The following is a 20,672-nucleotide window of genomic DNA, read 5'->3' on the forward strand; positions in this document are numbered from 1 at the left end:
CTATGCATACTGCCAATGTATTCTTCAACGATGGTAGAATAATGAATATGAAAAAAATAACTGATTGGGTCACGTTGACAGAAAACAGTGTGACCCTAGTGCCTTTGGCACATGATAGGCATGATGAATTTGTTCGGGCCATTGAAGATGGGCAATTACATAAATTGTGGTATACCAGTGTACCTGACCCTATAAATGTTCATGCGGAGGTTGAGCGACGTTTAGCCCTGCATGCCAAGGGCAGTATGCTGCCTTTTACTGTCATCGATAATGCAACGGGTCTGGCTGTTGGGATGACGACTTATATGAATATTGATGCCAGGATTCCCAGATTGGAAATTGGCTCGACATGGTATGCGCGTTCTGTTCAACGCACTTCCATTAACACGGAAGCAAAATTGCTATTGTTGCAATATGCATTTGAAGAACTGGAGTGTATTGCGGTGGAATTCCGTACCCATTTCCTGAATCACCAGAGTCGCAGGGCAATTGAGCGGTTGGGGGCAAAACTGGATGGCATCTTGCGCAATCACTCGCGTGCCAAAGATGGTTCAATACGGGATACTTGTGTTTATAGCATTCTTCTCAATGAGTGGCCCGCCATCAAAACTCACCTTACATGGTTAATGGCGAAGCCGCGTTAAATGCCAGACTGGGTATTCCTTCCTGACTGGGGGATTAGGCAGTAAGGGATGCCCTGATGTTGTTTTCCAGTTCATCCAGTAATTGATAACGACGACGATACTCGGCGCGTTTTTTACTGGGGATATCATCCAGAGATTTTCTTTCTATGGTTGATGGCAAATGGAAGTCATTATTTTCCTTTCTGATTCCGCTCAGGGATTCCCAGAAGGAATTATAATCGGCCACCATCTGATTCTTCTTCTTATGCCAATAACGGATGCTGCGGTAGATATGAGTTTCGTTACTGACCGCCAAGATCTGTTCACAATTCACATGTTCGGCAAAACGACAAATGGCTTCAATCAATAGACGTTTGGGAAATAACCCATAACATTCTTTGGTCGCATGACGGATAATTTCCAGAGAATTATCCCCTTTGGTTGGCCCTTGTAATACACCAATAAATAAAGTTTGTTTACCATCGCTCGTCAATAAAGTGAATGCACACTTTGCCAGAATGACATTTTCTTCGGTGGTAATATATAAAGAAAGCTCACCTTCTTTATTCAGATTATCCAATGAATCAATATATATCATAAATGATTCATTCTTTCCTTGAATCGTTGCCAGTAAATAAGCATGAACATCAAATATTCTACTAATAATGGCTGGTTCTAATTGTCTGAATAATAACTGGTAATGTTCATTCAGCGCACAGACAATCTGTTTGCGCTTAAAGTTAATGCTTAAATAGGGACGATGTAATTTGCAAGGCAAACTTGGTTGCTTTTTCAAAATATCCAAATACAGTGGTGTTTTGGCAAGACTATCCAAGAGCTTCAATGTAGAAACTGGTGTCAGGATGCTGCGCAGCGCAAATTTAGTACGATTACTGGAGGAGTGCCAGTGTTCCCCAGGAGTAACACGTTTGCCGACAAGATCGGCAAATAGCTTCATTCCTGAAGAACTAGGTTGTTGTAAATAATTCATTAATGACCAAACTTAAGAGAGATAAAAAATACTGATACTATCGTGATTGTACCATTGATTTATCAAAATTTACTCAGATGTTTACAAAATATTCCATTACTTTAAGTTTATTTATTTTTATGTAAGAATTTATTCCCTTTTATTATTATTTTTAAATCTTATTACAATAAGATTTACCTCCATTTGGCTATTTGTTTTGTGAATGAATTGCGATTTATTTATTTTAATTAATGATTGTTCTTTTTGTAATCTATTTATAAGAAAAGGATAAGTTTTAATTTTTTGCAGAAAGGCTGCTCTTCATTCCCCAGAAACCTTCAAAACGATCTTTAACATTCTGAGGGTCTTAACACTCATGATTGAGTTTTTATTGAGAAGAGTTGAATGCAGGGAAAACGCTCTCAAGCTAGTTTCATATGCAATAACGGAAACGGATTTCCTTGCCCATCAAGCTCTGAGCGGGAAAAAACCTGAAATCCCATATGCTGATAGAAGCCAACACCTTGTATGTTTTGTTCGTTTACATCCAATTCGTTGATCTGTAACGCATCAATGGCAAACTTTAGCAACATCTTACCGATCCCTGTCCCCCGAGCTTGTGGTAACACAAATAGCATTTCCACGCGATGTTGAGCGGTACTGATAAATCCTACGATATTATGTTGCTCATCCACGGCCTTATAAACAGTGAGATTGGGCAGGTAATCGTTAAGGATCTGTGGGCGCAAAATTTCAATCATGGCTTTAGGCAGAAAATCATGAGTGGCAAGTACAGAGGCTTCCCAAATCTGAATTAATGTCGAAAAATCAGTTTTGTTGGCTTGCTGTATTTGCATTTAATACCTCCATATTTTTACTGTTTTCGGTTTCAGGTTGAAGATTTTTGCGGCTATCTTAAAGCAAAAATAATGCAATGCAATTTGGTTGGCAAAATTAATTGTTCCTATATTCTTGGCAAGTATATGCTCAGCATTGTCAATGATACTGGTATGGTTGCATTATCTCGTCAGGCTATCCTGTGCTCTAATATCAGTTCCAGAAAGCCACTACACCGCAGGTTGCGGTGCTTCCATACGGATCCAGATTATTCTGCCTTAGCTTGCCAATACTCTGTCTTTGCGGCGCAAACTCGCTAGTAGCATATAAATCGCGGTAGCCAACAAGACAATAAAGAAGAAACTGAGTAATCCATTATGTTGAACACTAAAATAGTGTTGAAGCATAAAATGCCCTGCACACAGCGGGCCAGTTGCGGAACCGATACTGTAACTTAACAACATCACTTGGCTTGCCGCTACAATATAGGACGAATCCAGCTTGTCACAGGCGAGGGTGATAGCAATGGGGTACAGCGCAAAAGAAGACATCCCCAATAGTGCCAATGACACGATCATCACAACATAATGTTCAAAGAGATACGTCATTCCCACGGCGAACACGCCCAATAATGAAACCATCGTCAGTAGAACAGTTTTGTTCATGATGACAGACAGCTTACTGATAATCGGCTGTATGGCCATTCCACCCAAAATAATGGCTGCCATTAATATACCGACCTGATCGGTACTGAAATTACTTTGACTTAACGACAAAGGCATTAAGCCGTAGATAGTGCCCATGACAATTCCGGATGCCATACAGCCAACGATTGCTGGCTTACTGAATTGGGTGATTTTTTTCAGTGTTAAACTCTGATGATGAAGCGCGGGAGGTTGCCCGTGACGCACGAGTAATGGAGGCAAAACCGCTAACAGCAGCAGAACTGAAATCACGATAAAGGGAATCATACCCTGAGTGCCAATAGGCCCAATCAACAACTGACCCAGAGTTGTTCCACCATAGAGTGACGTCATGTAAAAACTTAGGCGCTTGGCGCGCTCTTTGGGATTATCGCCAATCAACAGCCAAGATTCGACCACGACAAAGACCCCGGCAACGGCGATACCTGCCAGACAACGAACAAACAGCCAGATTTCTTTATTTGGGAAAAAAGGTAATACAATCACTGTCGCTGCCAAAAGCAACAAAAAAACAATAAATGAAAGACGGTGACCTATTTTCGCAATAACAGGTTCAATCATCATTGAGCCTATTAATAGACCGATATAATACGCACTGGCTAACCAACTGGCATAAACCGTATCGATGCTGAAACTTGCCATCGATAAAGGAATTAAGCTCATGAGGTAACCGGAAGAAATTGCAAAAACAGTCAAGCCCGCGACAGGTACAAATGCACTGTCATTATTGCGCAGCAGTTTCACTACTGTCGTCTCCACATAAAAAATTAACCAGAAATGCGCTGCTTCCCATCAAAATCTTGCCGAACGGCGACCACGATATATGCCAAGGACTGGAATATATCTTGGTGATTTAAGCAGTAGGTAAGTCACTCAATGACCTTGAGTGGTGCGGACTATAGCCGTTTCTGACAAAGAGATACAATGAGAAAAACTGATACTCATGAATGAAAAGATTTATGAAGAATACCCTTTGAAATCACGACGCTTTTTCTGATGTTAATTGATTAAAAAGTAGTCGGTTGCAATCACAACACAGGCACACTGGAGAATGTCAGTGCGATACGAAACACAGACTATAAATCGGATGGATTGAAACAGAAATATTTGCCTGTGATTGGTTGATTTCCTGTCAGACAGTATCGCCTGTTTTATAGCCATGTTATAAGATGATATTTCCGGCTCTAAGTATTAAACTCTGCGCTATGTTAGTTGGAAACCAGCCGGGCAGGCAGTGTAAAGGCAATGGCTGGGGAAGTCGTGCTCCCTAACAGGAGCAAACGGGTGAAAGCATTCAAAGCTTTTATTGACACTGCTATCATCGTTCTAAACGTGTTAGTCGCGATTTTAGAATTGATCCGTACCTTTCTGAAATAGATATAGATAACGGAAACATAGCTAAGGCCATCGGGTTAACCATCCGGTGGCCTTGGATATTTATTAATGATCTCAGTTTACTGATAAGACGTTGGTTTTTACCCAGCTCTTTGTTTGTGACTTCAATCCCTCTAAATTAAGCCCAACGCCGGATCACAATCGAGGTATTGATACCACCGAAGGCGAAGTTGTTACTTTGGATAAACTCAGTCTGGATTTCACGAGGCTGGTGCATAATGTAATCCAACTCACCACACGCGGGATCAATTTCATTGAGATTGATGGTTGGCGCAAACCAGCCTTCATTCATCATTTCAAGGCTTAGCCATGCTTCTAGGGCGCCACAGGCTCCCAGTGTATGGCCGAAATAGCTTTTCAGTGAAGAAATCGGCGTTTGGTTGCTAAAAATATTGGCGGTGGCTTGGCTTTCAGCAACGTCTCCCCGATCAGTTGCAGTACCGTGGGCACTGATGTAACCGATATCGGCTGGCTGTAAGCCCGCTGATTTCAGCGCCATTTCAATACATATCTGCATGGTTTCGGATTTTGGCTGGGTGATATGGGAAGCATCACAGTTAGTGGCAAACCCGATGATTTCACCATAAATCTTGGCACCACGCGCTTTGGCGTGTTCCAGTTCTTCAAGGATTAGTGTGCCAGCGCCTTCGCCAATCACCAGACCATCACGATTAACATCGAATGGGGAAGGCGTGGTTTTCGGTGCTTCATTTTTTTGGCTGGTGGCAAACAGCGTATCAAATACCGCTGCTTCGGATGGACACAATTCTTCGGCCCCGCCTGCCACCATCACAGTTTGATAGCCATGACGGATCGCTTCCCACGCATAACCAATCGCCTGACTACCAGAAGTACAGGCACTTGAGGTTGGGATCACCCTGCCACGTAGGCCAAAGAACAGCCCCGTGTTGACGGCAGTCGTGTGTGGCATCATTTGCACATAAGTTGTGCCCGTGATGTTATTGGTGTGCTTTTCGGTCAGCATGGTTGCAAATTCACTGACTGGCTTGGTACTGCCCGTCGAGGAACCATAGGCTATGCCTGTTTCTCCGTGGGTCAGTATGGGGTCATTAAGTAAACCTGCCATCTCTAAGGCCAGTTCTGTGGCGCGTGTTGACATCAGGGAAACACGTCCCATGGAACGAATGCGTTTGCGGGTATAGTGTTCGGGCAAAATGAAATCCGTGACTGGCGCCCCGAGATGGGTATTTAGCCCGTCATATTCTGCCCATGCCGGCATCTGTTGAACGGTATTGATACCGGCTTTCAATCCAGCGGAAACAGATTGCCAATCGTGCCCCAAGGCGGTGATGCCGCCCATGCCTGTGATAACGACTCTTTGGGTCATGTCCTTATGGATCATAGCATTCCTCCGTTGATTGAGATGACTTGACGGGTCACATAGCCCGCAATGTCAGACATCAAGTAGCTGGCAAGACCAGCAACCTCATCTACTTGTCCCATGCGTTTCATCGGGATCATATTCATGGCTTCTTTCAGGGCGGCCTCTTCCATTTGGATCATGTCTGTGCCAATCAACCCAGGCGCAATGCAATTCACGGTGATTTTTCTTTTTGCCAGCTCGATTGCCAGCGCTTTTGTTGCCCCGATAATGCCCGCTTTAGCGGCACTGTAATTGACTTGCCCGCGGTTGCCCATCAAACCAGACACGGATGATAGAGTGATGATACGCCCTCCCTGACGTAAGCCGATCATTGGCATAACGCAGGGATGGATAACATTGTAGAAGCCATCCAAGTTGGTATGGATGACACTGTCCCAGTCGTCGCCTTCCAGAGCTGGGAACGCGCCATCTTTGGCGATCCCGGCATTGCAGACGATGCCATAGTAAGCACCGTGGGTTTCGATATCTTTTTCCAGCACTTCACGGCAGGTGGTGCGATCCGAAACATCAAAATTCAGCACACGGCCTTTGCCTCCGCTTGCTTGAATCTGTTCCAGTGTTTTTTCCGCGCCTTTAGCATCGCGGTGATAATGCACGATGACAGTAAAACCGTCTGCTGCCAGCTGGCAGGCAATCGCCCTGCCGATCCCTTTGCTGGCACCGGTCACTAGAACTGAACGCATTATGCTACTCCATCCTGTTTAATTAATTTTTTAAGTTCTGTTTTGTTAGGTTGGTAGGTGTTCAGGCGGCCTGTTACCAGTACAGTGCCATTACAACTGATTTCACCTTCAAAACTGCCAAATTTTTCATCTTGCAGTAATAAATTCATTTGGATATCCAGCACGCTGCCCTGCGTGAAAACAGGCGTTTGGCACCGTACTGCACGCCCGCCCAGTAACATACCCAGCGCGGAATCTTCTTCTTTCCTTTCCTTTCGGTGCCAACCAGACCAGACACCGATAGTCTGAGCCATGATTTCAATAGCAAACCAGCCCGGCAGATGGCCTTCTTCATTGAGAAAAGGGGACAGTACCCCATTGTTGCTGACAGTGACTTGGCAATGAACATTGTCGCTGGAAATACTGATCACTTTTTCCAGTAACACCATCGGTGCTTCATGCGGGAGATAAAGATCTACCGATAAATAGTCAGGCATTATGCCACTCCCAATATCAGGCTGGTATTGTTTCCACCAAACGCAAAAGAATTCGACATTATAATGGGTTTTTCCAGTGGCTGTGGTTGGGTTACCAGGCCACAAGCAACCAGTGAGGTATCTATTCCTGAGCGTGAGAAATCTTGGGCAGGCAGAGGCAGGTTACGCGTTAGCAGCAGCCAGCAGAGTCCGGCTTCACATGCTCCAGCTGCGCCCAGAGTATGGCCGGTTAAATACTTGGTTGAACTGCACGGTGTGTTTACGCCAAAAATCTGATTGATGACGAAGGACTCCATCTGGTCATTTAATTTTGTTCCAGTTCCATGCAGGTTGATATAACCGATTTCGGCTGGCGAGAATCCTGCATTGTCCAATGCCATGTTGATGGCTTCGATAGCGCCTTTTCCTTCAGGATGAGGGGCAGACATATGCCATGCGTCACTGGATTCACCTGCGCCGAGTAGCGCAATCGGCTGGGGTTCTCGCGTCAGCAGCATTAACGTTGAAGCTTCCCCAATGGTAATGCCTTGGCGGTTCTCACAAAATGGCTCACACAGTGTAGGAGAAAGTGATTCAAGGCTATTGAAGCCATTGATTGGCATGCGGCTTAGTGTGTCTGCGCCACCCACTATTGCCACATCGACTATGCCCATTTCAATCAGGCGTTGACCACTGATAATGGCCCGTGAACTGGATGAACAGGCCGTGGAGATGGTAAACGCAGGCCCACCAATACCGAGGTAATTGGCAAGGAATCGGGAAGGATCGCCCAGCTCCTGCTGGTAATAATGATAATGCTCGTCGGGTTGTTGATGAATTGTCCGGCTGACATGTTGATCACCCTCTTCAAGGCCAGATGTGCTGGTTCCCATGATCACTGCGATGCGTTCCCGCCCGTAGCGGGCGATAGTTTCGTCCACCTGGGGTTTTATTTGCATCAAAGCAGCCAGTAGCAAGCGATTATTACGGCTGTTGTGCTTAAACAGAGCATCAGAAATGGCGGGGAGTTCACCGTCAATGCCTCCCAGACAGCAGGTTTTATCGGGTTGTAGCCAGCCAGAACGCGCATACATGCCGGGGGATTGACCGAGCACGAGATTCTGCGCAATCTCATCCACATTATTACCCAAGGCATTGAGCATACCCACGGCTGAAATATAAATCATGTTTTACTTTTCCAGATGCTGAATGGCGATGTCATAACCAAAAATAAACTGCTGGACGCGAATCGGGCGCCGTTTGCCATTCGGGGTATCATAATGAATTTCAGCGATTATTTTCCCATTTTGGTCATGCAGTTGGCGGAGTTCGCCGTTGTCCTTGAGTGTCCAGCCAGCGGGAAGCTGAGTCTGCCAAGCGGAAACGGGCCAGTAACTGAGCATGATATCGGCCAATACTTGATTGGCGGGGGGGAGTTCCGGCAAGACAATGGATTGTTCGGTATGAATGCCGTTTTTGTCGTAATCCAGTTTAAACAGCCTAATGCCCAGTGAAGACAGCCCCGCCAGTGACAGGTGTTGTTCATTGGCACTGAGCAGTACAATCAATGATTGTTGCTTGCCTTTTACTGTGGCCGTGAGCAATTGTTGTTCGTTAATAGCTGGTGTGATGGTCGGTTCTGGCAACGAAACGCGCACACCCGGTTTAAGCCACGCAGTAGGCGAACCACTTTGCGGGAAATTCGTACAAGCTGCCAGCAGGCAAGTCATGGACAGGATGAATAACCGTATCATGATTTCTTTTTCCTTTTTTGGCGTTCAGGCATTGCCAGCGGTGACAGCAGGAATGCGGTAAAGATCCCGCTGCATAATACGATGCCAAAGCTACTGATTGCCTGGGTACTACTGAATACCAACATACCCAGCGTGAGCAATGAAGTACACATCGCGACGCTGATCGCCAATAGAGAGGTCAGGGGTGTGCCACGGGGATTACTGAAAAACAGGGTATAGTTGATGCCAATGCCAAGTACCAGAACCAGAGCCAAGATTGAGAACAAGTTAAGGCTATGGCCACTAACGCCGAGAACCGCCAGCCCACATCCGAGGGACAGCAGTGATGGCAACATACTGACGATGCCGCGACGCAGACCCAGCCGTACAATATAACTGACGGCGATCATTATGACTGAGCCCATCAGCAACCAGCCAAGCATGGTACGGTAAAATTGAAACATCTCATCGAAAGCCAGCTTGCGATCCACCCAACTGACTCCCTCCTGTTTTTCTGCCAATTGGCGCATCAGCACACTGTTCTTAACGCCATTTACGGGGAGCAGGACACCGCTTTGACCATTCGGCAGGGTTATCCACATCAGGCGCCAACCTTCACTGACTACACTGGTGAGCCATTCATTCGGTGTGACAATCATGGGGTGGATATCTGGCTGTTTAATTGTCAATCCAGCGTCTGTCAGGCGAGCCATGATATTGGGAATGGCAGCCTTAATCAGTTCAAGATCCCTGTGCTGCTGGGCAAGAGAAGAAAGGGGCAGCCGCTGGTAATTTTTGATCGTACCTTGCTGTTTTTCTGCATCCAGTGTGGGAATAAAGGATTCCAGTCGTTGCAATGTTTGTTCTGCATTATCGCCGTAAACAACGAACCATTTTTGATCACTTCGTTGTCCGGTGAGCGCTGCGATACGTTTTTCCTGCTGATGGATATCCTGTGGCAGCGCTTGCAACTGGGCAATGTCATCATTGATCTGCAAACGGGAGATCCCCAGCACGGCAAAAATTGCCAGAACTGCGGGCAGTCCTATATAAAACAGCTTATTGCGTCTCCACAAGGCCAGCCAGCGCATTAACATGATCATGGCTGGAATGGGGCGTACGGGCAGGTTTTTAGCAAGTCGGGGATACCAGCAGACGACAGTCAGGCAGGAAGCCGTCAACCCCGCCGCCGCAAATACCGCCAGTTGGCGTAAACCCGGGAAGGGGGCAAACATCATGATCAGATAGGCAATGACGGTTGTTGCCAATGCCATTAATAAGGCGGGCAAAACTTTCCGCATACTTTGCCACGGTGTAACTTCCAGCCCATGAACCATCCGTTCTGTTAGGTAATAAATGGCATAGTCAGCAGAAATACCGATGATACTGATGCTCATTACCAGTGTCATAAAATGCAGCTCGCCAAAAATCCCCAGGGTCGCCACTGTTCCTGCCAAGGCACCGATACTGATAGACAGAACACACAGCAACAAGGGTTTCAGGGAGCGAAAAACACCATAGATGAGCAGGAGTACACCCAGTACTGTTGCGCTACCCAATGTCGAAATATCGTGTTTTGCCTGTTGAGTGGCGTAATCGCTATAAAACAGGGTTCCCCGTGAAATGACTTCGGAATCAGGAAATTGAGATTTCAGGGTTTGCTGCAACTTATCTAGCTCAGTGACAGCATGACGCCCCTGCTGCATATCGAAGGAAGAATTTTTTAGCTCTCCGTGGAGCAGATACCAGCTTCTCCCCGAATCATCTTTGGCGACCAACCAGCCATTCTGAAGCCGCAATTGGCTGGATGTTTGCTGGAGTGCCAGTTGTGAGCCTCTGATCAGCATTAAGGGGTCATTACTCAGCTCTTGTCCACTGACGCCGGAAAATGCGGAATAAACCTGAGACAGTATCCAGTTTGCCTGCTGATTACCATCATCTTTCAGTCTGCCGCGGGTCGCGGGATCGAGCATCGCATTACGGTGATCGTAGTAAAAGCGCCCCCATGCCTGTTGCTGTTCTGCCGTCATTGGCCCTTTAATATGGGTCAGAAACGGCGTTTTTTGTAGATGCTCCTGCCAGTATTGGGCGGGCGCAGAATCCTCTTTTTTCCCCGGACTGACCATCCACACCAATTGGCGATCAAGGCGCTGCATGAATTTTTCTTGCAAGGCAGGTGGCATATCTCCTGCACTTTGGGCAGGGAGCAACGCCAGTACGCTGGTAGAAAGACGAGATTGAGGTAACAGGATAGTCAATGATATCAGCAGAGCCCCGCACATCAGCAGCCAGAATATGGTCAGCCGGCGTGGCTCAGAATTTGAAGTGTTGCTCTTCTTCATTACTCAGTGTCTCTGGCGTCAGTCGGTGTTGGGTAAAAGACAATTCTGTGCGATCACTTTGGCGATCGGTGAGTAAAATGGCATCAAGGTTCGCTTGACCGCTTAGGGTAATCGCTGTGAAAAGTTTATCCAAAGGAGAGGTCTTGGGCGTCAGTACCAAACGCCATTTTTCCTGTCCCAGATCGTTGAACTCGATTTTAAAATTTTCTTCCAGCACGGCACTATCAGCCTGAAACAGCGCTCGCATCAAATGGTTGAACTGAAACAGTTGTGGATTGGAATCAGCGGTGATCACTTGGGGCGTTTGTCCCGGCATGATTTGCACCATATGACTGTCATCCAGAACCAGTGTCAACGGGAAAGGTTTTTGCTGATGCCACCACAGCCCTTTAAGCTGTGAAACTAACATTTCACCACTGGAAGACAGAGGCTTAGGCATTCCTTGGATTTGGCGCAATTGTGTGAAATGGGCCCGAACGACAGGCTGGTGCGCGAACCGCTGTTGTAATTCCTCAAGGGTAACCGCATGTGCCACGTTATTGATTGTCAGAAAATTCGCTGTTAGGAACAGCACCATCCATCGCCACTTTTTCACGGTTTAACCCCCATGCGCTCGAATAAAATGTCTGGGCTGACAAAACTCATTTCCTGTGTTTTTTCGCAAACGGCGACCTGAATGGTGTAACCCATGGTTGTTTTTTTGCCACTTGCTCCCTCAAAAATCTGATAGGCAATTTTCAGACGGTTTTCAAACTCTTCGATGGTGGCTCTGACGCGTATTTTTTGTTCAAAGCGCACTGATGCACGGTACTTGATGCGGGCATCAACGACAGGCCAGACATAGCCTGATTCACGCATTTCGCTATAACCATAATTGAATTGGTTCATCAGCGCCTCACGGGCGATTTCAAAATAGCGAAAGTAATTTCCATGCCAAACGACACCCATGGGATCGGCATCATGAAATGGCACAGTTAATTCAACCTCGGCGGTAAAACGGGGATCAGACAGCATTTTTTATTCCTTATTCGTTCGATCAGTCGGCAATTGCCAAAAATCGAAAAAATTAAACCAATCAAGCGGAGAGTGCAGGGCGTAATGTTCCAGACGTGAAGCGTAGTGATCCACAGCCTGCTGCAACGCTGGCTCTCTTTGCTTACGTGGCAGTTCCAGTGGGTTGGCAAAGTGCTCACAATAAATTTTGAATCGGTTATTTTGTCGGAGAGCAAACATCAGCAGCACTGGGCAGCGCAACACAGATGCAAGAACAAATGGCCCTTGTGGAAACGGTGCGGGATGGCCGAGAAATTGGCTCCACACCACACGTTGAGTATTGGCACGAGAAGGATTAACGGCAATCCGGTCACCAACAATAGCTACCCATTCGCCAGCATCAATTTTTTCTTTCAGCATGATGGCGGTGTCAGCTCCGACATCCGTAACCGGCAATAAATTGATCCCCGTTTGCGGTGAGACTTCTTCTATGATCTGTTTGAAACGTTGGGCATGTTCAGTAAACACCAGTGCATTGATGGTCTGCTTACCCGCTCGCTGTGCCAGCGCTCGGCAAACTTCAATATCTCCTAAATGCGAAACCAGCAGCAATTTGCCGCCTGAATCTCCATCCAAAAGCGTCTGCTCTGCATCTTGCGCAAACTCGATATCTTTTCCCCATTTCAAATCCCCGCGCCAGCTTGCTATTTTGTCCAGCATCGCTCCGCCGAACCGCAGGTAATGACGATAGCTGTCAAGGCCGTGGGGAATGATGATCCCCTTGCGTTGCATGGTCTGTTTCAATCGCTCAAGGTACTGACGGGATGCCTGACGTTGTGCGCCGCCAGTTGCCCAGAAATAACCAATGACAGGATAGAGCAGCCACTCAAAGGGCTTGCGTCCGAGCCATCGATAAACCGTTAGCATGAACTTCATGCCAAGCAACCCCTTGCGTTCTCTAATGTCAGACCAATGACGGCGGTTACGCCATAATGGTTTACGCCATAATAGAGCAGGAATGCGCGGTAACATGCCGAAAAACAGACGGGTATGCATCCATGAGATGCTGAGGTTATCTCGCAGAGCATCGAAATGAGACAGGCCATTTTCAGGATAAGTGACTTCAGTTGGCACAAACTCACTTTCTGTTCCCTGCCAGTAGAGCCGCACCATAATTTCGATGTCAAAATCCATCCGACGGCCAATGTCATTCTTAGTCAACAATTGTAGCGTGGGAGCCAACGGATAAACCCGAAAGCCGCACATACTGTCTTTAATGGAGAAGGAAAGCGTTTCTACCCAGACCCAGAAATGGGTGATATAACGTCCATAAAGGCGAGATTTTGGCACCGAAACATCATACATCGGGCTGCCAGAAATCAAGCGGTTGGGACACTGCTGCGCCTTGGCCAAAAACAGGGGAATATCTTCAAGACAATGTTGCCCATCTGCATCCACCTGCAAAGCATGGCTATATCCTGAATCCGCAGCTGCCCGCATTCCCGCCATAACGGCTCCACCCTTGCCCTGATTATGTTCAAGGCGGATAAGGGTCACATTGGGAACGGCCTTTGCCAACTCTTCAAGGCGCTGTTGAGTTTCGGATTCGCTGCCATCATCCACGATAAAGCAGTGAAGCTGATAGGGGGATAATCTTTCCAGTACCGCAGGCATGGTTGTGCCGTGGTTATAACAAGGAATAATCACGCAGGGCGTAATTGTGTTCACGCTCAACGACATAACTTTATCTTTCCTTGGCTCGCAGTCTGGCATTCGCCTCCGTTCGGTGCTTCTACGCCATAATGGAAAATCAGGAGATGTTTTTCTTCTTCCCACTTGATTTTCAATAGTAATTTGTCGCCCGGTTGCAGGGGCAACTGGAATTTCACCATTTCAATTGAAGTAAAAGACCAATCCGGTGCCAGCAGAGCTTGGGCATAACGCATAACCCAATCGATTTGGGCCACGCCCGGCAAGAGTGGCTGAATGGAGAAATGCCCACGAAACCAATCCAAATCAGGATCTAAATACAGTTGTATAATGGCTTCATTTGGAGTCGGTTGTTCGCGGTGAATTTCAATGGGTTTCATTAAATAGCTCCTGTAATGCAGGCCATGAGCGCTTGCTTTGGGCATTTAAGGGAATGGTTTCGACGACTCGCCAGTAACGTGGCAATGCGACGGATTCCAGCCAAGGCTTCAATTGGCGACGCCAATCCTGTGAAAATTCGCGGCACCCCTGTTGTTGATAACGTTTATAGGCTTCGTGATCCAAAACCACTACCGCACCAATGTGGCTGCGTTTTCCTCGATTGACGAGCAAAGCGGCTGCATCAGTGATGCCATGAATTTCACACAATCGGCGCTCAATTTCTGACAGGGAAATGCGCTTTTCTTCAATTTTTACCAAGCGGTCACGACGTCCCAATAACGTGAAATTACCTTGGTCGTCGAAGGCAAACTGATCATCCAAGGCCAAGCCTGCGGGATCAGGGAGTAGCGGAGAATAGACGCGTAGGTTCCTTTCCTCATCTTCGTGGAATGAAACCCCCTCAAATATCGTCCAAACGGCGTTGTCTGTTTTACGGCTGCGCCAAGCCATGATGCCCGTTTCGGTACAGCCATAAATTTCATGGGGGAGAGTGTCGATCCACTGTATCACGCGTTCCGCATGGGCAAAATGTAAAGGCCCTCCCGCAGAAACTACAAAAGAACAATCAGGTGCGGGGAGCTTGTCATCAAGCCGTTGCAGAAATGCGGGGCTACTGATCAGCGCACAACGTGGGCTATTGGCGAGCTGCTCGGGAAATTCCACCATTTTGCGGTCGAATGGTAAACCCAGCGACATGGGTAACCAGATGCGAAAGGTCAAGCCATACAAATGCTGGTGACTGACGGAAGCCCTGACAATGCAAGATTGCAGCTTATCTCCCCATAGAGAAGCCAGCCATTGGGACTCCAGATCCATGACTGCCACTGGTTTGCTCACTTGTTGGGGAATGCCCGTCGAACCAGAAGTGAACATCACCAGAGTGGCATCTGATGGAATGGCCGGTAACGTAATGTTAAGTGATGCTTTTTCTGTAACTTCGATTTCTGGGGTGGATGGCGTGATCTGCCAGCAAGGGCAGGACACGGCCAGAGGCAAATCTGTCAACACAGCATCAAACAGAGACTGCTGTTCCCGTAGTTGAGCCTCGCGGCAATGCCCCGGAATAACGGGAATCTTACCTGCATGCAGTGTTGCCAGCAGTGCGACACAGAAAGAGTAGCTATCGTCAAAACACAGAGCCCAGCGGGAAGCTGAGAGCCCTTGGCCTTCTGGGCGCTGGTTTTTCAGGCGTAAGTACAGAGTGGTGACATCCTGCCGGAGTGTATTCAGACTGATGGTGTGATTAGCCCAACTGATTAGCCTATTGGGGCTATTATCCTCTGATAGCCATTGGGATATGGGTTGTACTTTCATCTTCTTTTTACCCGTTGGCGTACCAGCCATTCAAGGGTGATGAGCAGTCCAATTAATAGATAACTCACCATTCCGTTCCACAATGTCCACAGGTTCATATCGTTATACAGGCAAGTTCCAAGCGCCACTGAGCCATTGAACATAAAGAACAGACACCAGATGTAAGTGACTTTACGTGTATAGACAATGCCCTCTGGGGGTAAGTCGGGTTCTTTGAAACGGGCCATTCTTTCAATAATGGGCGTCCCATAACGTAATGAACCACCAAACAAAATGAGTAGAACGGTATTAACGACGACTGGGTAGTACATTAGCAGTTGATGGCTGCGCAGGAATAAACTGGCTAGCCCCAAGGCTATACCAGCTATGGACAATATCCATCCGGCATTCCAGCCTGTATTCTGCTGACTGTGGGTTTGATGTTTGCTTAACAATAATCGCAAAACAAAAAACAGAATGATGACAACTAACATTGCATGAAATTGCCCGTAGTGGACCATCGCCCACACCAAGAAAGGCCAGGAGATTAACATCACAGTATTGGCAATGCGGAGCAATAAAAGCAACAGGTTCAATGAACTACCCAAATTTATTCTGCTTGTTTCTGCTTTGTTGATTATTGTTCTTGCAACAATTGATCTACGGCATCCACAACATCTTGAACGGTACGGACAGATTTGAACGCTTCAGGTTTGATCTTGCGTCCGGTTTTTTTCTGCAAATGGACGACCATATCAACCGCATCAATACTATCGAGTTCCAGATCTTCATAGAGTCGTGATTCAGGTGTAATGTCTTCAGGAGACAGTTCAAACAGTTGAACCAATAGTTGAGATACTTCCTGAAAAATGGTTTGTTGTTCCATGATTACACCTGCTTTTATGCTTGCTGTGACTGGATGTAAGTTGCCAGTGTGGCTACAGAAGAAAAGTGCTGGCGCATTTCTTCGCTTTCAGCGGACAAGACTATGCCATAGCGGTTTTTGACCGCCAGACCCAACTCCAATGCATCAATGGAATCCAGCCCTAAGCCATCGCCAAACAGCGGAGCATCGGTTTCAATATCAGCAGGGGTGAGATCTTCCAGATTCAGGGTATCTATGATTAATTTTTTTATTTCAATGTGTAATTCTTGCATCATCGTATCCGACATCTATTAATGTGATGGTGTTAGTAATTGAGTGAGTTGACGATTGAGCTGACGGGCAGCGATGGCATGTCCGTTCTCGGTATCGACAGCAAAATTTTCATTGGTGAACAACTCACCAATAGTGATCGTGTAAACGGGTTTTTTCGGCGGAATTTGATACCACTTGCTTTTTTTATCCAGTAACTTCTGGCTGCAAGTAATATGTATGATCCGCAAATCGCATTCACATCGTACGGCAATATTGGCCGCTCCACGCTGAAGTGAAATAGGTCGTCCAGGGGTAGTACGCGTTCCTTCTGGGAAAATTAAGATATTGTGGCCAGAAGCCAGTCGCTCACGGCAAACAGGAAGCAAGGTTTCTGCATCACTGTTGATGAGATAACGTGCAGAACGGATCACGCCACTGACAAAAGGATTGCGTAGCAACGCGGATTTTACGATGCAATCCACATCCGGCAATGTTGATGCCAGTATGACGTAATCCAGCAAGGTAGGGTGATTGGCTACAATCAAACAACCTTTATCCGCGCGGATTTTCTTCAGACCATTAAAATGATAGTCCAGCACTCCCAATTTTCTGGTCAAAAAAAGGAACAGACGAAAACTGGATGAAATGCTATGACGCGCAATGCGGCGGCGTTTGTCTTCATTACGTTGAAAGACCAGCAATAGATTAAACCAGATAAGGGAGAGCAGTAACCCACCCACGCCAAACAGGATAAAACAAAATCCGGTCATGAGCAGGCGCCAAAGCCAGTTAACTTGTTCAGCGATATTGACGGTTATCCTTTTCGTCATCTTATCGGCTCCAATGCCATTGGCAATGATCCCCTGAAACAATGAAATTTTGTTCGCCTCGTAACCAGCCATGAAGAAACTGGAGGCTTTGAGGGAGGTTAGGTTCAGTTTCCAATGAGGATGGCTTTGTACAACGAAATTGCTTTGTATAACGAAAACGTGTGCCTTGCTCCAGAAGTAGGGCTACCGCAAACGGATAGATTGGGGTATTGGCATCGATGACATTGTGATAAAAACCGGGGATCTCACCATCAAAATCGACGAGCAGGACTTTACGGTGGCCTGCGTGGAGCAGTGTCGAGACTTCAAATAGCCCTTGCTGGAAACTATCAATGCCCGCTGAAACGGAGGAGGAAACCAGAGGGGCTTTAGCCACAATGGTTAAATTGCCCACTGAAGAGTTATGAACTGACATGGCAAAATTGGTCGGGGAAACGCTCTCTGCCAGCGCCAGATTCTGCAATATCTGGTAATTGCGCTCTAACTCACCATGACGGCTGATGTAGACAATCGCATCTACTTGATTGCGACGCAGAATGCTCAAACCGCAATCCACGGCAAGACGGCTGCCAGAGCTTAGACGACGGGCTGTCATCATGGGTAATTGAGCGCATTTTGCTAATGGGCGTGACTCATCAATAGCTGCTGGTGACATCGCGGCCCATTCTTCCCATTCTTCAGCCATGGAAAGTCCTGGTGCGATGGCCTGCCAATCTGTAATATCCAATGTCAATTTCATGAAATACCGTTCGTTACTGTTTTTTGCAGATCAGTAATGTATGTCCAAGCCCTAACTGATCAATCTGGCTTTCTACCATCAACCCAGCTTTATTAAGGAATCGGGTAAAATCATTAATGCTGTAAAAACGACTATTGCCATTTGCCATGCAAGTAAAATAAAGCGAGGTAGCATTAAGGCTATAAGCCGCTGCTTCAAAAGGCTGGCAGTCCCAGAACAGCTCCATAATGCAAATTCTAGCATCTGGTTTCATGGCTGCGGAGATTTTGCGTAAAATGCCTATAATTTGTGTTTCGGAAAAACAATCCAAGAATTGGCTCATCCACCAGATATCTGCTTCTGTGGGTAAGTCACTATCCGATAACATATCAACAGGATGACCGAAAATACGATCAGCCATGCCTTGGCTGCGTATATTTTCTTCAGCCAGTTTTATTTGCTGGGGTAAATCCAGAATAGTAACGCTGACTTTACTGTCATATTGGCAACAGCGCAATGCCCATTTTCCTGTATTGCCACCGACATCATAAATCACTTTAGGATTTATGGAGAAAACGGTTTTTAATGCCGCACTAAAAGCCGAATCAGAATAAAAATGATCAAATGAAAACCAGCTGCTTTTCGCGGGTTCGGGTAATTGACTGAGGGCTGGATAAATTGTTGGCCATTCACCAAACACTTTTAATCCGGCAGGCTTATTTTTCAGGAGTGATTCTTTTAGGTGAAATAGCCCTTGATAACAGACGTCGTGAGTAAAATCCATATTGACGCGAGTCATCTTGTCATGTAACAAATAATGGCCAATCTTACTGAGGAAATAATGTTCATCTTGCTTGATGATAATTCTGCCGCTCAATCCCATATCTAGCAAAATACCCACGCCGTAGCTGTCTAATTCTGAACCGCTACAAATCTCATCTTTGGTTGCACCATTTTTATGATTTTTATCCAAGAAAGATAAAATTCCGCAATCGCGTAGCCCGATTGCAGTTTGAAATAGCATGGGAGCAAAAGCAATGCGCTGTGCTTCAGTAATCGCCTCAAGTGCACTGAGTTCGTCTTTGTCATAATTGTAGGATGCGGTCATATATCCAGATATCCGATATGTCTGTAGCCAAAAAATAGATTGAAAGATTAAAGCCTATCTCATCAGGAATTGGTTACCTATTGAGATAAGCTTTGAGATTGATGTTTATTGACTAGCCAGTAAAGCTAAATTTAACTGAATGTCTTTATCCAAATTATTGATCCAACGGTTATAATTGCGGTGAATTTTTCCGTTGTTCTCTCTTAATTTATGGCTGGTGACATAATTGATAGAGTAGTCTTTATTGGTATAATTGATGCGTATTTGAACGTCATGTTTGCGATTCATCAGGAAGCCATCGATAACACCTGGAGAGATTTCAGTCATCGCCCATTTGCGTTTTTTACCTGCTTCCAAAATGGCTTTTTTCACGGAAGATAAGGAGTTATGAGTCATGATGGTGGTTTGGGGAGTCAGTATTGGTGCATTACGCGCACAGCCTGCGAGTGTGACGATGCAAGCCAGACTGATTAATAGCTTATGTGAAGTTTTCATCATTTTTCTCTGTGTTAGGTGAGACGATACAGCTTGTGACATAGTTAAATTACACTGAATAGTTTAAATAAATTCTTACGATACTGCCACCGCTATCACTTCATGATGAATCTCATTGAGAATTTTTCTGCATTCTATTCGATTTTATCTCTATTTTTTTATTGCCTTTGCATGATTCCATTCACAGTGAAAATATATATTAATATGTATTTCTACCATTAGTTTGGAATTAGACGAGGAAAAATTAATACTGATATTTTGTATATATTTTATCAATATTTCTTTGTGGTCATTATTTGTTTAATGAATGCATCATTTTGGTAATATGGGTGATAAAAATCCAGTTAATAATTTCTGTCGTTATTTATATAGTTGATATTTTAACTATAGGTTAGTTATTCTTCTTTCATAAAGAATGGAATAAATCTTTTACGGTAACATTTCGCCCCTGAATGCCCTAATACCGTGTGTGTGGCGCGCGGTGGTGTTAGATTTGTTTGCCCGTCGTGGCAACTGTTTAGATTATTCCCCGATGGAACGGCTGTTCCGTAGTTTGAAAAGTGAATGGGGGTCACTAGGAGGATATCCGGATATTTATGATGCGATAAGAGATATCACGCAATATCTGGGCGGTTATTATAATCACCATTGCCCTCATAGTTATATGGGGGGCTTTCACCTGTTGAATATGAAAGACGGTGGGAAGAGGCTAAGAAAGTGTCCTGATTTTGTGGGCTACTACATCCCCCGTTGAATACGAAAAGCAATGGGAACAGGCTAGTACTACAGTCGTAATTGC

The 20,672-nt window shown here is 45.9% G+C and carries 24 protein-coding genes; 2 read left to right on the forward strand and 22 right to left on the reverse strand.

Annotated features, from left to right (window positions below):
* Positions 1–47 precede the first annotated feature (47 nt).
* The gene (locus H8A87_RS11035) at positions 48–644 is read left to right on the forward strand and encodes a GNAT family N-acetyltransferase (RefSeq protein WP_198690018.1); all 597 of its coding nucleotides are present in this window, start codon (positions 48–50) and stop codon (positions 642–644) included.
* 34 nt (positions 645–678) lie between these two features.
* Here H8A87_RS11035 and H8A87_RS11040 read toward each other — a convergent pair whose 3' ends face one another.
* The 3 genes from H8A87_RS11040 to H8A87_RS11050 form a co-directional block, all read right to left on the reverse strand.
* Positions 679–1,614, reverse strand: a complete 936-nt coding sequence (locus tag H8A87_RS11040) for a VirK/YbjX family protein (protein ID WP_198690019.1) — start codon at positions 1,612–1,614, stop codon at positions 679–681.
* Between the two features lie 401 nt (positions 1,615–2,015).
* Complete coding sequence (locus H8A87_RS11045; RefSeq protein WP_198690020.1) at positions 2,016–2,450, reverse strand: GNAT family N-acetyltransferase; 435 nt, start codon at positions 2,448–2,450, stop codon at positions 2,016–2,018.
* 258 nt (positions 2,451–2,708) lie between these two features.
* Positions 2,709–3,878, reverse strand: a complete 1,170-nt coding sequence (locus tag H8A87_RS11050) for an MFS transporter (RefSeq protein ID WP_332460355.1) — start codon at positions 3,876–3,878, stop codon at positions 2,709–2,711.
* Between the two features lie 501 nt (positions 3,879–4,379).
* Between H8A87_RS11050 and dinQ the strand changes: the two genes are divergently transcribed.
* Positions 4,380–4,511 carry a damage-inducible type I toxin DinQ gene (gene dinQ / locus H8A87_RS20480; RefSeq protein WP_408646909.1) on the forward strand — a complete coding sequence of 44 codons (132 nt, stop codon included), beginning with the start codon at positions 4,380–4,382 and terminating at the stop codon, positions 4,509–4,511.
* Positions 4,512–4,647: 136 nt separating this feature from the next.
* Here dinQ and H8A87_RS11055 read toward each other — a convergent pair whose 3' ends face one another.
* The 19 genes from H8A87_RS11055 to H8A87_RS19860 all read right to left on the reverse strand — a co-directional run.
* The gene (locus tag H8A87_RS11055) at positions 4,648–5,877 is read right to left on the reverse strand and encodes a beta-ketoacyl-ACP synthase (protein WP_198690036.1); all 1,230 of its coding nucleotides are present in this window, start codon (positions 5,875–5,877) and stop codon (positions 4,648–4,650) included.
* Between the two features lie 11 nt (positions 5,878–5,888).
* Positions 5,889–6,620 carry a 3-ketoacyl-ACP reductase FabG2 gene (locus H8A87_RS11060; protein WP_198690037.1) on the reverse strand — a complete coding sequence of 244 codons (732 nt, stop codon included), beginning with the start codon at positions 6,618–6,620 and terminating at the stop codon, positions 5,889–5,891.
* Positions 6,617–7,093 carry an ApeP family dehydratase gene (locus H8A87_RS11065; protein WP_198690021.1) on the reverse strand — a complete coding sequence of 159 codons (477 nt, stop codon included), beginning with the start codon at positions 7,091–7,093 and terminating at the stop codon, positions 6,617–6,619. Before H8A87_RS11065 ends, H8A87_RS11060 begins: the two co-directional genes overlap by 4 nt.
* On the reverse strand, positions 7,093–8,259 hold the full coding sequence (locus H8A87_RS11070) for a beta-ketoacyl-[acyl-carrier-protein] synthase family protein (RefSeq protein WP_198690022.1): 1,167 nt from the start codon (positions 8,257–8,259) through the stop codon (positions 7,093–7,095). Before H8A87_RS11070 ends, H8A87_RS11065 begins: the two co-directional genes overlap by 1 nt.
* A gap of 3 nt (positions 8,260–8,262) precedes the next feature.
* The gene (locus H8A87_RS11075; RefSeq protein ID WP_232370187.1) at positions 8,263–8,802 is read right to left on the reverse strand and encodes a DUF3261 domain-containing protein; all 540 of its coding nucleotides are present in this window, start codon (positions 8,800–8,802) and stop codon (positions 8,263–8,265) included.
* A 20-nt stretch (positions 8,803–8,822) separates the two neighbouring features.
* Positions 8,823–11,147 (reverse strand): MMPL family transporter, encoded by a 2,325-nt coding sequence (locus H8A87_RS11080; protein WP_198690024.1) that lies wholly within the window; start codon positions 11,145–11,147, stop codon positions 8,823–8,825.
* Positions 11,119–11,724 (reverse strand): outer membrane lipoprotein carrier protein LolA, encoded by a 606-nt coding sequence (locus H8A87_RS11085; RefSeq protein ID WP_198690038.1) that lies wholly within the window; start codon positions 11,722–11,724, stop codon positions 11,119–11,121. Before H8A87_RS11085 ends, H8A87_RS11080 begins: the two co-directional genes overlap by 29 nt.
* A 14-nt stretch (positions 11,725–11,738) precedes the next feature.
* Positions 11,739–12,161: an acyl-CoA thioesterase gene (locus H8A87_RS11090; protein WP_198690025.1), complete on the reverse strand. Its 423-nt coding sequence runs from the start codon at positions 12,159–12,161 to the stop codon at positions 11,739–11,741.
* 3 nt (positions 12,162–12,164) lie between these two features.
* A complete protein-coding gene (locus H8A87_RS11095; RefSeq protein WP_232370188.1) occupies positions 12,165–13,874 on the reverse strand; it encodes a glycosyltransferase family 2 protein in 1,710 nt (569 codons plus the stop codon).
* Positions 13,871–14,230, reverse strand: a complete 360-nt coding sequence (locus tag H8A87_RS11100) for an ApeI family dehydratase (protein WP_198690027.1) — start codon at positions 14,228–14,230, stop codon at positions 13,871–13,873. The genes H8A87_RS11095 and H8A87_RS11100 overlap by 4 nt, the downstream gene beginning before the upstream one ends.
* Positions 14,217–15,605: an acyl-CoA synthetase gene (locus H8A87_RS11105; RefSeq protein ID WP_198690028.1), complete on the reverse strand. Its 1,389-nt coding sequence runs from the start codon at positions 15,603–15,605 to the stop codon at positions 14,217–14,219. The genes H8A87_RS11100 and H8A87_RS11105 overlap by 14 nt, the downstream gene beginning before the upstream one ends.
* Positions 15,602–16,192 carry a COG4648 family protein gene (locus H8A87_RS11110; RefSeq protein ID WP_232370183.1) on the reverse strand — a complete coding sequence of 197 codons (591 nt, stop codon included), beginning with the start codon at positions 16,190–16,192 and terminating at the stop codon, positions 15,602–15,604. Before H8A87_RS11110 ends, H8A87_RS11105 begins: the two co-directional genes overlap by 4 nt.
* Before the next feature lie 29 nt (positions 16,193–16,221).
* Positions 16,222–16,473, reverse strand: a complete 252-nt coding sequence (locus H8A87_RS11115) for an acyl carrier protein (RefSeq protein WP_198690040.1) — start codon at positions 16,471–16,473, stop codon at positions 16,222–16,224.
* A gap of 11 nt (positions 16,474–16,484) precedes the next feature.
* Positions 16,485–16,742 carry a phosphopantetheine-binding protein gene (locus H8A87_RS11120; RefSeq protein ID WP_198690041.1) on the reverse strand — a complete coding sequence of 86 codons (258 nt, stop codon included), beginning with the start codon at positions 16,740–16,742 and terminating at the stop codon, positions 16,485–16,487.
* An 18-nt stretch (positions 16,743–16,760) separates the two neighbouring features.
* Positions 16,761–17,552, reverse strand: a complete 792-nt coding sequence (locus H8A87_RS11125) for a lysophospholipid acyltransferase family protein (RefSeq protein ID WP_198690029.1) — start codon at positions 17,550–17,552, stop codon at positions 16,761–16,763.
* Position 17,553: 1 nt separating this feature from the next.
* Entirely contained in the window at positions 17,554–18,291 is a 738-nt protein-coding gene (locus H8A87_RS11130) for a beta-ketoacyl synthase chain length factor (protein ID WP_198690030.1), read from the reverse strand.
* Positions 18,292–18,304: 13 nt separating this feature from the next.
* Positions 18,305–19,378, reverse strand: coding sequence for a methyltransferase (locus tag H8A87_RS11135; RefSeq protein ID WP_198690031.1), 1,074 nt, complete (start codon positions 19,376–19,378; stop codon positions 18,305–18,307).
* Between the two features lie 105 nt (positions 19,379–19,483).
* Positions 19,484–19,873 carry a hypothetical protein gene (locus H8A87_RS11140; RefSeq protein ID WP_198690042.1) on the reverse strand — a complete coding sequence of 130 codons (390 nt, stop codon included), beginning with the start codon at positions 19,871–19,873 and terminating at the stop codon, positions 19,484–19,486.
* Positions 19,874–20,487: 614 nt separating this feature from the next.
* Positions 20,488–20,672, reverse strand: a 185-nt coding sequence (locus tag H8A87_RS19860) for a hypothetical protein (protein WP_232370189.1), incomplete at its 5' end; no start/stop codon positions are given.

The organism is Xenorhabdus lircayensis (assembly GCF_016306625.1).
GTDB classification, from domain to species: Bacteria; Pseudomonadota; Gammaproteobacteria; order Enterobacterales; family Enterobacteriaceae; genus Xenorhabdus; species Xenorhabdus lircayensis.

What these genes read in the sequence shown, in the direction of transcription:
- H8A87_RS11035 (WP_198690018.1), top strand. Translation starts at nt 48, where the DNA reads ATGAAAAAAATAACTGATTGGGTCACGTTGACAGAAAACAGTGTGACC.
- H8A87_RS11040 (WP_198690019.1), bottom strand. Translation starts at nt 1,614, where the DNA reads ATGAATTATTTACAACAACCTAGTTCTTCAGGAATGAAGCTATTTGCC.
- H8A87_RS11045 (WP_198690020.1), bottom strand. Translation starts at nt 2,450, where the DNA reads ATGCAAATACAGCAAGCCAACAAAACTGATTTTTCGACATTAATTCAG.
- dinQ (WP_408646909.1), top strand. Translation starts at nt 4,380, where the DNA reads ATGGCTGGGGAAGTCGTGCTCCCTAACAGGAGCAAACGGGTGAAAGCA.
- H8A87_RS11055 (WP_198690036.1), bottom strand. Translation starts at nt 5,877, where the DNA reads ATGACCCAAAGAGTCGTTATCACAGGCATGGGCGGCATCACCGCCTTG.
- H8A87_RS11065 (WP_198690021.1), bottom strand. Translation starts at nt 7,093, where the DNA reads ATGCCTGACTATTTATCGGTAGATCTTTATCTCCCGCATGAAGCACCG.
- H8A87_RS11070 (WP_198690022.1), bottom strand. Translation starts at nt 8,259, where the DNA reads ATGATTTATATTTCAGCCGTGGGTATGCTCAATGCCTTGGGTAATAAT.
- H8A87_RS11075 (WP_232370187.1), bottom strand. Translation starts at nt 8,802, where the DNA reads ATGACTTGCCTGCTGGCAGCTTGTACGAATTTCCCGCAAAGTGGTTCG.
- H8A87_RS11080 (WP_198690024.1), bottom strand. Translation starts at nt 11,147, where the DNA reads ATGAAGAAGAGCAACACTTCAAATTCTGAGCCACGCCGGCTGACCATA.
- H8A87_RS11085 (WP_198690038.1), bottom strand. Translation starts at nt 11,724, where the DNA reads ATGGTGCTGTTCCTAACAGCGAATTTTCTGACAATCAATAACGTGGCA.
- H8A87_RS11090 (WP_198690025.1), bottom strand. Translation starts at nt 12,161, where the DNA reads ATGCTGTCTGATCCCCGTTTTACCGCCGAGGTTGAATTAACTGTGCCA.
- H8A87_RS11100 (WP_198690027.1), bottom strand. Translation starts at nt 14,230, where the DNA reads ATGAAACCCATTGAAATTCACCGCGAACAACCGACTCCAAATGAAGCC.
- H8A87_RS11105 (WP_198690028.1), bottom strand. Translation starts at nt 15,605, where the DNA reads ATGAAAGTACAACCCATATCCCAATGGCTATCAGAGGATAATAGCCCC.
- H8A87_RS11120 (WP_198690041.1), bottom strand. Translation starts at nt 16,742, where the DNA reads ATGCAAGAATTACACATTGAAATAAAAAAATTAATCATAGATACCCTG.
- H8A87_RS11125 (WP_198690029.1), bottom strand. Translation starts at nt 17,552, where the DNA reads ATGACGAAAAGGATAACCGTCAATATCGCTGAACAAGTTAACTGGCTT.
- H8A87_RS11130 (WP_198690030.1), bottom strand. Translation starts at nt 18,291, where the DNA reads ATGAAATTGACATTGGATATTACAGATTGGCAGGCCATCGCACCAGGA.
- H8A87_RS11135 (WP_198690031.1), bottom strand. Translation starts at nt 19,378, where the DNA reads ATGACCGCATCCTACAATTATGACAAAGACGAACTCAGTGCACTTGAG.
- H8A87_RS11140 (WP_198690042.1), bottom strand. Translation starts at nt 19,873, where the DNA reads ATGAAAACTTCACATAAGCTATTAATCAGTCTGGCTTGCATCGTCACA.